At 74.2% G+C, this 13841-nt stretch carries 5 protein-coding genes; all 5 read right to left on the reverse strand.

Going from position 1 to position 13841, the window contains the following annotated elements:
* Window positions 1-79 precede the first annotated feature (79 nt).
* Window positions 80-619, reverse strand: coding sequence for a holo-ACP synthase (locus GVV75_RS02410; RefSeq protein WP_442858377.1), 540 nt, complete (start codon window positions 617-619; stop codon window positions 80-82).
* Window positions 612-2096, reverse strand: coding sequence for a sodium/proline symporter PutP (gene putP / locus GVV75_RS02415; protein WP_159813304.1), 1485 nt, complete (start codon window positions 2094-2096; stop codon window positions 612-614). Before putP ends, GVV75_RS02410 begins: the two co-directional genes overlap by 8 nt.
* A gap of 177 nt (window positions 2097-2273) precedes the next feature.
* Entirely contained in the window at window positions 2274-11744 is a 9471-nt protein-coding gene (locus GVV75_RS02420) for a type I polyketide synthase (protein ID WP_159813326.1), read from the reverse strand.
* A gap of 116 nt (window positions 11745-11860) precedes the next feature.
* The gene (locus GVV75_RS02425; RefSeq protein ID WP_413227749.1) at window positions 11861-13429 is read right to left on the reverse strand and encodes an acyl-CoA carboxylase subunit beta; all 1569 of its coding nucleotides are present in this window, start codon (window positions 13427-13429) and stop codon (window positions 11861-11863) included.
* 69 nt (window positions 13430-13498) lie between these two features.
* A partial coding sequence (locus GVV75_RS02430) for an acetyl-CoA carboxylase biotin carboxyl carrier protein subunit (RefSeq protein ID WP_201288684.1) occupies window positions 13499-13841 on the reverse strand: 343 nt, incomplete at its 5' end.

The raw sequence follows: 13841 nt of genomic DNA on the forward strand, positions 1-13841 counted from the left end.
GACGGCGCATCGCCGTCATGCCTAACGTATCGGCCTTGGCGTGGAGGCGGTAGCCTCCCGGCGGGCACAAAGCGCGTGATCAGGCACCGGCCCACAGGACGATGGCGGCGGCCCAGTCCCCGTCATGGGTCAGGGACACCGGCCAGTGCCCCGGGGAGGCCGCCCCGGGCCCGAGACTGGACTCGACGGCGTCGGCGATGGCGCCGGTCAGGCTCAGCGACGGGCGCCCCCAGCGGTCGGAGACGATCTCGATCTCGCGCCAGTCCACGGACTCCGGGGCGATGACCGGCGCGGTGCCGCCGCCCCCCCGGCCGTCCCGGGCCCTGGCAACGAGCGCCTGGCTCCAGGCCTTAATGAAGGACTCCTTGGCGGCCCACCTGGCGGCCAGGGGCTCGGCGACCAGCGCGCCGGTGCGATCAGCGCGGCGCTGGGCCTCACGCAGCTCACGAGCGGTGAAGGCCCGCTCGGCGAAGACGGTCCCGGGGATCGTCAGCTGGTGCGCCAGGCCCGGCACGTGGACGAGGTCCATGCCCACCGCGCCCGCGATGCCCGTGGGAGCGTCTGGGCCCCCGGGGCCGCCGTCACCGGGAAGCCGGGGCAGGCGGGGCGCCTCAGGCACGGGAGGCGGCGACGGCGCGGGAGAACTCCTCGGCGACGTCGGGGTGCGGGGTGCCCAGGCGGGAGACGCCCCAGGCCACGGCCAGATTCGTCAGGAAGCCGGGGATGATCTCGTACAGGTCGAAGATCCCGCCGGGGCCGCCGTCGACGTTGCCCCAGATGATGACCATGAGGGCGCCCGCGGCCATGCCCGCCACGGCTCCGACGGAGGTCAGGCCGCGCCAGTAGAGGCTCAGCAGAACGGTCGGGCCGAAGGAGGCCCCGAAGCCGGCCCAGGCGAAGGCGACGAGGGCAAGGATCGTGTCGTTCTGCTCCCAGGCCATCACCGCCGCGACGAGGGCGACGGCGAGCACCGCGCTGCGCGACATGATGATGAGGTGCCCGCCCGAGGGGGGGTTCCTGCGCAGCGCCCGGTAGAGGTCCTCCACGAGGGCCGAGGAGGTGACGAGCAGTTGGGAGGAGACCGTGGACATGATGGCCGCCAGGATCGCGGCGAGCATGAAGCCGGCGACGAGCGGGTGGAACATGAGCTGGCCGAGTTCGATGAAGACGGCCTCCGGGTCCGCCAGGCGCGAGGGGTCGCGCCCGTACTCGGCTACGCCGACCACGGCGGTGCCGGCGGCGCCGGCCACGGCGAAGAGCATCCAGCCGATCCCGATGCGCCGGCCTTGGACGGCCTCGCGCGGGGTGCGGATCGCCATGAAGCGCACGATGATATGGGGCTGGCCGAAGTAGCCCAGGCCCCAGGCCAGCGCTGAGATGACGCCAATGGTGGACACCGAGGGGCCCCACAGGGCCCAGTAGCTGGGATCGACCTCGCTGACCCGCTCAACCAACTGGGAGGTGCCTCCGGCGCGCGCGATCCCCACGATGGGCACGGCCAGGAGCGCGGCGACCATCATGAGGCCCTGGACGAGGTCCGTCCAGGACACCGCGAGGAAGCCCCCCACGAGCGTGTAGAGCACGGTGATCGCGGCGACGAGCGTCATGCCGAGCCGGTAGTCCATTCCGAAGGAGGACTGGAAGAAGACGCCTCCGGCCACCATGCCGGAGGACACGTACAGGGTGAAGAAGACCAGGATGATGAGCCCGGAGGCCCAGCGCAGCATGCGCCTGGGGTCGTGCAGGCGGTTGTCGAGGAAGCTCGGGATCGTGATGGCGTCCCCGGCGACCTCCGTGTAGGCGCGCAGCCGTGGCGCGGTCACCTTCCAGTTGACCCAGGCGCCGATGGTCAGACCGACGGCGATCCAGGCCTCCACGAAGCCCGAGGCGTACAGGGCGCCGGGAAGGCCCATAAGCAGCCAGCCGGACATGTCCGCCGCGCCCGCCGACAGGGCGGCGACGAAGGGGTTGAGGTCGCGCCCGCCGAGCATGTAGTCATCGATGTCGTTGGTGCGGGTATAGGCCCACAGGCCGATCATGATCATCGCGACGAAGTAGATGATCATGGCGATCGCCTGATAGGTGGTCTCGCTCACGGGGGCCTCCAGGAGGGTGGTCGGTGCTGGGCGATTCTCGGGCGCTCGTCATCAGCGACGGCGCAGCATCCCAGCACGTGAGAAGAGTAGGACCGAAGTCCCTGGATGTCCAGGGGTGGGTACGGGCGCGGGCCCGGCGGTCCCCTGAGGGGATCGCCGGGCCCGCGCCGAGCGGGGTCACTCCCCCGCGTGGTAGACGCCGTCGGCGCCCAGTCGCGCCTCGGGGTCCAGGAGCATGGCGGCCTCGACCTCATGCGGGTCGCGGTTCTTGCTGGCCTCTCCGAGGCGGCGTCCCTGGACCTGCTCGAAGAGCTCGACACGGCCGATCATGCCGGCGCGGCGGCGGCGCGTGCCCGCGGCGAGGCGGGCGTTGGCCGAGGCGAGCCAGGCGTCAACGGCCTCCTGGCCGCCGGCCTTGCGCAGGGCGGCCTCGAAGGCGCCGGGGTGGACCAGGGCGATGAGCCCGGAGACGTGCCCGAAGCCGAGGGAGGTCAGCAGGCCGGCGCGCACCGGGCCGGCGCCGGGCACGCGCCCCGACTCCCCTCCGCGGCCGGCGAGCCGCATCGGGGTGCGCGGCCACACCCAGAAGGCGTCCTTGGCCAGCGGGGCGTCGACGACGTCGAGGGAGGCGTTGCCGGGAGCGACGCCGGTGGCCAGGATCTCGGTGAGGCCAGCGACCTGGAAGACCGCGGCGCCGCCCTTGGCGTGGCCGGTGATGGTCTTCTGGGAGACCGCCACGAGCGGGTTGCCCTCGGAGCGTCCCAGCGCCCGCGCCAGGCGGGTGTGGAGCTCGGACTCGTTGGGGTCGTTGGCGCTCGTGGAGGTGTCGTGCTTGGAGACCAGGGCGATGTCGTCGGCCTCCACCCCGAGCGAGCGCAGGGCGCGCGCCAGGCGCGAGTCGGTGCCGCCGCGGCCGGCTCCCAGCGCCCCCAGGCCCGGGGCCGGGATGGAGGTGTGAGCGCCGTCGGCGTAGGAGGAGACGAAGCCGACCACGCCGGCCACGGGCAGGCCCAGGCGCGCCGCCACGGAGGCGCGGGCCAGGATGACCGTCCCGCCGCCCTCGGCCTCGACGAAGCCGCCGCGGCGGCGGTCGTTGGCCCGCGAGAAGTGGCGGTCAGAGATGCCCTTGGCGCGCATGGCGGCCGCCTCCGCGGTGGCATTCATGTTGCCGAAGCCGACGACCGACTCGATCGAGATGTCGTCGATGGCGCCGGCGATGACGACGTCGGCCTTGCCCAGGGTGATCTTGTCCCAGCCGTCCTCGATGGACACGGCCGCGGTGGCGCAGGCGCTCACCGGCTGGACCATGGAGCCGTAGCCGCCGATGTAGGACTGCATGACATGCGCGGCGACGACGTTGGGCAGGGCCTCCTGGAGGATGTCGCTGGGGCGCTCCTCGCCCAGCAGGCGGCCAACGAACATCTTGCGCATGGACTCCATGCCTCCGAAGCCCGTGCCCTGCGTGGAGGCCACGTCGGAGGGGTGGACGGCGGTGAGCAGCTCGGCCGGGGTGAAGCCGGCGGCGAGGAAGGCCTCGACGGCAGTCACCAGGTTCCAGGAGGCAATGGTGTCCATGCCCTGGACCATGGCCGCCGGGATGCCCCAGCGCTCGGGGTTGAAGTCCACCGGGAACTGGCCGCCCACGGTGCGCGACAGAGCCGCGCGGCGCGGGACGCGGGCCAGCGACCCGGCCAGGCGGGTGACGGTCCACTCGCCGGTCTCGGCGTCGGGGGCCACGAGGGTGTGCTCGGGGTCGGAGGCCTCGATGGTGCGGGCCGTGGCCTCGTCGGGCACGCTCAGCGTGATGTCGTGGTCGAGGTAGACGGCGACCTCCTCGTCGGCGATGGTGGCGATGACGCCGTCGTCGACGAACTCGCGGATGCCGCAGCGGGCCACGACCTCGTCACGGTAGCGGGTCCAGATGTCCTCCTCGGGGACGCGCTCGCCGTCAGTGTCGTACCAGCCGGCCTTCGGCGAGTCGTACCAGGTGAGCAGGCCCATGCCCCAGGCGAGCTCGAGGACGCCCGCGGCGGTGAGCTCGACGTCCTCCCCGCCGCTCATGCCCAGCTCCGCCTCGCGGCGGGTGCGGCCCGAACCCCAGGTGGAGATCTCACCGGTGGAGACGATGACGACCATGTCGTCCAGGTCGGCCTCCACGTCGCCCCACTGGGGGGCCGTGGGCTGGGTGGGCACCACCGGCGAGGGCAGGGCGCGGATCTCGGCGCGCTGCTCGGCGGGGGCGGCCTTGGCGGCCGCCAGGGAGGCGGCGGCGGACTCGCGCAGGGCGACGAGGTCAAGGCCGTCGCCCAGGCCCCCGGTCAGGTCGGCCTCGACAGGGCGCTCGGCGGCCCTGGCGCGGGCGGCGTGGTCGCACAGGCTCATGAGCTCGGCGGCCATCTCCTCGGTGGACCAGGTGCGCACCCCGGCGGCCTCGACGGCCTCGACCAGCGGGTCGTTGCCGCCCATGAGGCCGGTGCCGCGGACCCAGCCGATGCGCGGGTGGGCCAGGGTGACCCGCCCGGACCAGGCAGACTCGGAGGACCAGCGGTTGACGATGGCGTCGAGCGCGGCCTTGACCTCACCGTAGGCGCCGTCACCGCCGAAGGTGCCGCGGTTCGGGGAGCCGGGCAGGACGACGTGCAGGCGGTGGTCCACATGCGTGTCGGTGCCGATGGCGCTCAGCGCGGCGATGCTCCGCTCGACGCTCCACAGCAGGAGGCGGGTCTGGGACTCGGCGGCGGGGCCGGCGTCGGCGAGGGTCCCCATGACCCGGGGGGCCGCGAAGGGGAACAGGAGGGTCGGGACGAGGGCCTCCTTGACGATGGTGGTCTTGCCCCCCTCGGTGACGGCCTGCTCGTTGCCGATCCAGTCGGCCAGAGCGTCGACGTCACGGTAGGAGGCGAGGTTGGCGGGCACGATCCACAGGCGGGCGCCGGCGGAGGCGTGCTCGCGGTACAGGCGCGTGGCGAAGGCCAGGCGCTCGTGGCTCAGCCGCGAGGAGGTGGCCACGACCGTCGCGCCGCCCGCCAGCAGCTCACCGGTGACGGCGGCGGCGATGGAGCCGGGGGCCACGCCGGTGACCACGGCGACGTCGTCGGCCCAGCGGATGGCCGCGTCGCCCTGGGCGGCGGTGGCGCGGGCGGCGGAGGCCAGGGAGACGGCCAGGGCCGCGCGCTCCTCGCGGTCGGCGAGCCCGCCGGCGCGCAGGGTGCGAGCCCACCAGTCGGCCTGATCGGCGACGGCCTGGCCCAGGCCCGTGAAGGCTTCGGGGCGCAGGAGGCGGTGGGCCTCGTCGAGGTCGAGCTCGCCGTTGCCCAGGCGGGCCAGGTCCTCCCGGGCGCTCGCCCAGCGGTCGTCGATGAGGACGGCGCGGGCGGGCTCGAAGGCCGGGGTGACGGACTTGACCCAGCCGGAGCCGAGCTCGGCATCGATCGCGGCCAGGGCGGCGCGGGTGGCGACGGCCTCGTCGTCGGCGTCCGCGGGGATCGTCACCCTCTCGGACAGCCCCAGGGCGTCGAGGATGGTGCGGGCGGTGGCGGCCAGCACGCCGGAGGAGCCGGTGACGGTGGCGGCGAAGGCGTCCAAGGCGGCGGAGTCGACCACCGCTCCCCCGGCACCACCGGCGGCGGAGGGCTTGGCGACACTGACCCCGTGGGCGCCAGCGACCGCCTGGACGGCGGAGTCGATGAGGGCGTCGACGGCGCCGGCGCTGGTCAGCGGCGCGGAGGAGCCGAGGCTGGCCAGGTCGTCGCCGCGCATGGAGGCTCCCTCACGGGTTCCCAGCATGAGCTCGGCGGTGACATGGGAGACCCATCCGTCGCCCAGGCCCCAGGTGCCCTTGACCCGCTCGCCCACGCGCGCCGCGCGCACACCCGAGGGGCCGAGGATGCGGCCCAGGCTCGTGCGGATGGCGTCGGACAGGACCGGCCCGAAGGCCTTGTACCCGGGGGCGCCCTTGGCGACCGTGGCGGCCAGGGCCGTCATGTCGGCGTCGGCGGCGCCGTCGATGCTGGCTAGTTGGAGTTCGGTGCCCAGGTCCATGAGGAGCTGGTTGCGCCGGGAGGAGACACCGTTGGTGAGGGTCTCGGTGGTGTCCGTGGCTCCGATCTGCTCGGGGCGGATCCGCGAGGCGTGGGCCAGCAGGACCGTCAGGGCGTCGGTGGCTCCGAAGGTCAGGTCGTCCACGGGGCCACTGGCGGCGGGCGCCGCGGCGGCGGGCTCGGCGGCCGGGGCGGGGGCCGCCTCGACTGGCGCCGTCTCAGCAGCCGTCTCGGGCGCCGGGGCGGGGGCCGCCTCGGGGGCCTCCTCGACCGGCTCGGCGAGCTCAACGGCCGGGTCGGTGTCGGTGGCGAGCACGCGGGCCTCGTCGCGGCGGGCGTTGTGGACGGTCACGTGGCGCCCGGCGTGGGCCGGGAGCTTGAGGGTGTTGCTGGCCAGGTTCGCCAGGGTCGGGGAGGCCGCCAGGCCCACCTCGACGACGCGCTCGATGCCGAGCCCGCCCTCGGCGGGCGAGCGCAGCAGCACGTCCTGCGTCTCAATCCAGCGCACCGGGGAGGCGAACTGCCAGGCCAAGAGCTCGATGAGCAGAAGGCGGCCGAGCTCGGTGCGGCGCGCCGACCAGCCGTCCCAGTCATCCAGGGCGGCGCGGACCGGCTCGGAGGGCACGACCTCGAGGATCGAGGCGGCGAACTCGCGGGTCAGCGCGAAGGGGCGGGCCACGAGGTTGGGCACGTAGCAGTTCTCGAGGCGGTCGACGTCGAGGTCGGCCGGGACGAGCTGCTCAAGGCGGGCGCGGAACTCGGCCACGCCGGGGCGCAGGACCTCGGAGTGGAAGGGCACGTCGATACCGGGCACGAGCATGAAGGGGTTCTTGCCGCCGCGGGCCTTGGCCTTGGCGCGCGCGTCGGCGGCCAGGGCGTCCAGGCCCTTGATGGTCCCGGCGATGGCGTACTGCACGCCGGCCAGGTTGTAGTTGACGATCTGCAGGAACTCGCCGGTCGCCTCGGAGATGGAGGCGACGTAGGACTCGACGTCCTCGGCGCGGATGCCGGCCTGGTTGGGGCGCAGCGCCCCCATCCGGTAGTTGGAGGCCCCGGTCTCGTCACGCGGGACGAGAGAATGCATCGTGGAGCCGCGCTGGAAGACGATGGAGATGGTGGTCTCCACCGGCATGACTCGCCCGTAGGAGGACAGGGCCGTGTACTCGCCCAGGGAGTGCCCGGCGAAGGCGGCGCCCTCGACGAGCGCCCCGGCCTCGGCCAGGCGAGCCGTGGAGGCCATGGCGACGGTGGCCAGGGCGACCTGCGTGAACTGGGTGAGGTTGAGCAGGCCCTCGGGGTGGCGGTAGGTCACGCCCCGGGCGGTCATCTCGGTGGGGTTGTCGCGCACGAGGGCGATGACGGAGAAGCCGAGCTCGGCGCGGGTGTGGGCGTCGGCCCGCTCCCAGACCTCGCGGGCGGCCCTGGATGAGGCGCGCTCATCGAGTCCCATGCCGGCACTCTGAATGCCCTGGCCAGGGTAGATGTAGGCGGTGGGCTCGGGCAGGGTGACGGCGGTGCCGCGCGAAACGACCTCGCCGTTGACTCGGCATACGGCCTCCAGGACGTAGCCTCCGCCGCGCACGAGCCCGGTGCGCTCCACGCTGATCTCGACGTCGTCGTTCAGCTCGACGGGGCCGGTCATGACGTAGGTCCAACCGGCGAGCTCGTGGTGGGTGCCGTCGGCCGCGGCCGCGGCGGCGACCTGCTGGGCGGTGGCGGATAGCCACATGCCGTGGACGAGCGGGGCGTCCATGCCGGCGACCCTCGCGGCGTGGTAACTGGTGTGGATGGGGTTGAAGTCGCCGGTGACGCGCGCGAAGGCCGTCATGTCGGCGGGCGCGGTGGCGGTGACGCGGCGCAGGAGGCGGCGGGCGGCCGGCGCGGTGGCGCGGCCGGTCCCGCCGGCGGGCTCGGGGGCCGAGGGGACGGCTGAGCCGGAGGCGCGGCCGCGGATGGCGAAGCGCTCGCGCAGCAGGGCGATGAGCTCGCCGTCGTCATCGCCGCCGGAGCAGTCGGTCATCTGCAGGCGCACGTCGACCACGCGACCGGCGCTGGACTCCTCCAGCGCGGCGACCCAGCCGTCGACCTGCACGCGGGCGCCGGCACCCGCCCAGGCCTCGAGTTCGGCCAGCGGGCGGCGCAGGTCGATCGTGTGGTCGAGGTGGACGGCGCCGAGCAGCCCCTCGATGAGCGGCATGCCGTCCTCGATGACGCTGCCCAGGGCCGCGTAGACGACGGGCCAGGCCGGGCCGAGGAGGGCATCGGGCACCAGCGGCGCGGCGGACAGGTCCGTGGGCAGCGCGTCGGCGGTCACCGCGGCGTGGTCGTGACCGAGGGTCTCCGCCAGCGTGAACTGGGCGTGGACGGTGCCGAAGGGCTGGGTGACCGGGCGGCCCAGGGCGTCGGTGGCGCCGTCGGCGGCGGGGCGCACCTCGGGGAGCCGCTCGACGAAGTCGCCGGTGATGGAGGTGGCGCCCACGCCGGCGGTGACCCGCAGGAGGTCGTTCATGGTCTCGCTGATGCGGCCGGGGTCCACCAGGGGGACGGCGCCGTCGGCGGCGCGGGCCAGGCGCAGCGGGATGACGAGGCGGCGCACGGCGTGGATGGCGTCCCCGCCGGGGGTGGAGTCCCAATGCGTGTCGAGGTGGATGTCGAGGTCGTAGGCGTCGGCCGCCACGTCGGGGCGGGCGGTAACGGTGTAGGCCTCGTCGGGCAGGACCCGGGCGGGGTTGATGGACAGGTGCCCGTTCCACAGCACGTGCGGGGAGGTGCGCACGAGGGCGAGGGCGTCGGCCACGGGGGCGGAGTCAGGCCCCCAGCCGGCGCCGATGCGGCCGGCGGCCTCGCCCGGCTGGGCGCCGGCGGCCGTCAGGGCCTCGACGGCGGCGGTCTCGAAGCGGCCGAGGAGCTCTCCGACAGGCTCGTTGATGGTGGTGATGCCGGCCACCGCCACGGGGCCGGGGATGATGCGGACCTGGTCGGCGGTGTACCGCGGGTCCTGGGACTGCCACAGGGAGTCGGTGCCCCACCAGCGCAGGATGTCAGCATCGACGACGGGCACGAAGGGCACCGGCTTGGGGTGCTTGCGGCACAGGTCGACGAACCAGGCGGCGTCGACGGGCTCGACGCGGGTGGTGGCGGCGCTCGGGTAGGCGCCCGCGAGGGCGGCCAGGGCGGCGTCGGAGTCGATGACGTCGTCGTAGTCGGCGAAGAGCGTGACAATGGAGCCGCGGTCCGCGGGCGACAGGCGGGCCTCGACGCGGTGCAGGAGGTCGAGGAAGCGGTCGTACCAGCCCTCGTCGGCCCAGTCGGCCTCGACGGCGGCGCGCCCGTCATGAGGCGCGACGCACAGCTCGGCGTAGCGGGTGGCCCACTCCAGGTAGGTCATGGTCTCGACGTCGCCGAAGTAGGGCTTGGCGGTGCGCGAGAGGGCCTCGATCATCTCCTCGCGGCGCTCGGCCATGGCGGCCTCGTCGCCGGCGAGCTCCTGGATGAGGCGGGAGGCGCGGGCCGAGGAGTTGTCGATCTCGTAGAGGTCGGCGCGCAGGTGGGACAGGCCCGAGGTCATGCCGCCAATGGAGGCCCCGGAGGCGACCCATCCGCCCTCGTCGGCCGGGTCGATGCCGGGGGTGTCGACGAGCAGCTGCTTGACGTCGTCGTTGGTCTTGGCCTCCAGGCAGGTCATGGCGGCTGTGCCGACCATGACGCCGTCGACGGGGGCCGCGGCGGTGCCGTAGGCCAGGGCCCAGCGGCCGGTGAGGTAGTCGGCGGCGCGCTCGGGGGTTCCGATGCCCCCGCCGACGCACAGGACGACGTTGTCGACCGCGCGGATGGCGTCGTAGGTGGCCAGGAGCATGGTGTCCAGGTCCTCCCACGAGTGGTGCCCGCCGGCGTGGCCGTCCTCGATCTGCATGATGACGGGGGTGTCCTCGTTGGCGCGGGCGATGGCCAGGACCTGGCGGATCTGGTCGACGGTGCCGGGCTTGAAGGCGATGTAGGGGAAGCCCTCGGCGTGGAAGCGCTTGAGCAGGGCCGTGGCCTCCTCCAACTCGGGGATACCCGCCGAGATCGTGATGCCGTCCACGGGGGCGCCGCCGATGCGGGCCTTGGACAGGAGCCGCTGGGCGCCCAGGTGGAGGTTCCACAGGTAGCGGTCCATGAACATGGCGTTGAACGCGGCGGTCCGGCCGGGGTCGAGGAGCCTGGTGAGCTCGGCGATGTTCTCGGTCAGGACCGGGCCAGTGGTCTGCCCACCGCCGGCGAGCTCGGCCCAGTAGCCGGCGTTGGCAGCGGCGGCGACGATGGCCGGGTCGACGGTGGTGGGGGTCATGCCGGCAAGCATGACGGCGCTGCGGCCGGTCAGGCGGGTGAAGGCGGTGTCCACGGTGAGGCGCCCGTCGGGCAGGCGGGTCAGGCGCGGGGCGAAGCGGGAGCGGTCGACGGTGCGGGTGGGCTCGGCGCCCTCGCGGTCGAGTTCGTCGAGGGCGGTGGCGGTGCCCGCGGCCACGATGGTCGAGCCGGTGCCGGCCAGGACGGCCTCGGTGAGGCGGGAGAGCACGGCGCCGGGGCCGAGGTCGACGACGGTGCGCACCGGGGTGCCCTCTGCGCTGGCGGCCTCCAGGGCGCCGGTGACGGTGGCGGGCCAGTCGACGACGTCGATGAGGACGGCCGCGGCGAGCCGGCGGGCCGCGGCCTGGTCGAGGCCACAGCGGCCCGCCCAGTCCACGACGTCCTCGACGGCGGGGGCCAGCAGCGGGGTGTGGAAGGGCACGGAGGTGGCCAGGAACTCGGTGACGGGAGCGAGGACGGCGCCGCCGAGGCGGCGCTCCTTGCGGGCCTTGGCGCTGCGCGCGGCGGCCGCCTCCAGGGCCGTGACGACCTGCTCAAGGTCGGCGGGGCGCCCGGACAGGATGTGGGCCTGGCGGCCGTTGATGACGCCGACCGAGATGCCCGCAGCCGCGGGGACGCGCGCGAGCACGGCGTCGAGGACCTTGCGGGTCACGCCGCGCACGGAGAGCATGGGGGTGGACTCGCCCACGGTGCCCAGGTCGAGGCGGCGGGTGGCGCGGGCGGCGGCAGCGCCGATGAGTCGGGCGATGGCGTGGATCTCGACGGCGCGGTCCTCGCTCTGGTCAGCGGGGCCCTGAAGGGCCTCTAGCAGGGCGGCGCCGAGGACGCCCTGGGAGTGCCCGATGACGCCCGCGGGGCGCGAGGCGGCCTCACCGACGGCGTCGAGCCCGCACGAGCGCATGGTGTCCAGGGCGGCGTGCTGGGCCAGGAGGATGCCGGGGACGGAGACGTCCGCGGTGTCCGCGGCGGCGGCGCCCCTGCCGGAGGGGGCCGGGATGACGGGCGCGGCGGCGTCGTCGAGGAGCCGGGCCCCGCGCGGGGAGATGGTGAGCAGCTCGGTGGCCACCGGCGCCAGGCGCTGCGCGACGGCGGCGTCGATGGAGGCCAGGCGGGCGGAGAGCGCGCGGTCCAGCCCAGCGAGCTCGGACAGGACGGCGCGCCAGGGGGTGGCTTGGCCGCCGAAGGCCAGGACGTAGGGCTCGCCGGCGCTCAGGCGGGCGGCGGTGGTGCGGGGGATCGCGGTGGTGGAGTGGCTCATATCTTCCTCGTAGTGGCGGGACTGGGTGGTCATGCTGGTCTGGGCGGCGCGCGGCGCGAGCGGCCCCGCGGCGCGGTCGCCGCCGCTGGCCGGCGCCGCGCCCTGGTTCGGGGGTCTCATAGGGGGACGTTGTCGTGCTTCTTGTGGCCCTCGGCCCTCGCGCCGCGCTTGCCGCGCAGGGCCGCCAGGGACTCGGCGATGACGGCGCGGGTGTCCTCGGGGGCGATGACGGCGTCGATCTCCCCGATGGCCACGGCCTTGTCCGGGTTGATGACGGCGTCGGTGTAGGCGGCGGTCAGGCGCTCCTGCTCGGCGGCGGCGGCCTCGTCACCGGACTCGGCGCGCACGGCGGCGAGCTCGCGGCGGTGGATGATGCCCACGGCCCCAGCGGCGCCCAGGACGGCGATCTCGGCCCCGGGCCAGCAGAAGTTGAGGTCGGCGCCAATGGCCTTGGAGCCCATGACGATGTAGGCGCCGCCGTAGGCCTTGCGCAGGATGACGGTCACCAGGGGGACGGTGGCGGTGGCGTAGGCGTTGATGACCTTCGCACCGCGGCGGATGATGCCGGCGTGCTCCTGCTCGGCACCGGGCCGGTAGCCGGGGACGTCCACGAGGGTGACCACGGGCAGGCCGAAGGCGTCGCAGAAGCGCACGAAGCGGGCGAGCTTCTCGGAGGCGGCGGTGTCCAGGGTGCCGGCGTCGACGAGGGGCTGGTTGGCGACGATGCCCACGGGGCGGCCCTCGAAGCAGGCGAAGCCGACGACGACGTTGGGCGCGTACTCCTCCTGGACCTGGACGAGCTCGCCGTGGTCGACGATCGCCGAGATGACGTCGACGACGTCGTAGGCCTGGCGGGTGGAGGCCGGGACGAGGGCGCCGACCCGCGCGGCCGAGACGGCGTCCTCCTCGCGGTCGGAGGCGGTGTACTCGTACATCGGGGCCTCGAGCTCGGCCGAGGAAGGCAGGTAGGCCAGGAGGGTGCGCACCTGGTCGAGGGCATCCGCCTCGTCCTCGGCGACGTAGTGGACGACCCCGGAGACACTGCCGTGGACGCGGGCCCCGCCCAGGTCCTCGGCGCTGATCGACTCACCGGTGACGGCGCGCACGACGTCGGGGCCGGTGACGAACATGTGGGAGGCCTCGCGGGTGGCGATGACGAAGTCGGTCAGGGCCGGGCTGTAGACGGCGCCGCCGGCGCAGGGGCCGAGGATGACGCTGATCTGGGGCACGAGGCCGGATGCGGCGCAGGTGCGGTTGAAGATGCGCCCGTACTGGCGCAGGGCACCCACGCCCTCCTGGATCTTGGCGCCACCGGAGTCGATAAGCCCGACCACGGGGATGCGCAGGCGCAGGGCGTCGTCGAGGAGGCTGACGATCTTGTCCCCCTCCACCGAGCCCAGGGCGCCGCCGGAGACGGAGAAGTCCTGGGAGTAGACGGCGACCTGGCGGCCGTCGACCTGCCCGAATCCGGTGACGACGCCGGAGGGGCAGGCCTTGGCGCCGGCGCCGGAGCCGGTGTAGCGACCGATCTCCAGGAAGGTCCCCTCGTCGAGGAGGGCGTCGATGCGCTCCCGGGCGGTCTGCTTGCCCTTGGCGTGCTGGCGGGACGCGGCGGTCTCCTCGGCCTGCGCGTCAACGCGGGCGATGCGCTCGCGGAAGGCCTGGGTGGCCGCTGAATCGGCCATCGTCGAGCCCCCGCCGGCCGCGGGGGTGGCGCCCGTGGCGGGCGCCGGGTTGGCGGTGTTTGTCATGGCTCAGGCCTCCTTCTGGCCGGTGGCGGCCTCGCGGGCGAAGCGGATGAGGACGTCCCCGGCGCTCACGGTCGTCCCGGCGCCCACGGCGATCTCCTCGACGACGCCGTCATAGGGCGCGTGGACGTAGTTCTCCATCTTCATCGACTCCAGGACGATGAGGAGGTCGCCCTCGGCCACCCGCGCGCCGGGCTCGACGCAGATGCGGGTGATGATGGCCTGCATGGGCGCGGCGATGACGCCATCGGCGGTCTCGGGGCCCTCCGCGCCGACGCGGGCGGCGCGCGCACCGCGGCCGCGCAGGGGCTGGCCCCGGTGGGCGCGGTGCGAGCCCCCGCCGGGGCCC

The sequence above is a fragment of the Actinomyces sp. zg328 genome (genome assembly GCF_009829635.1).
Taxonomy (GTDB): domain Bacteria; phylum Actinomycetota; class Actinomycetes; order Actinomycetales; family Actinomycetaceae; genus Actinomyces; species Actinomyces marmotae.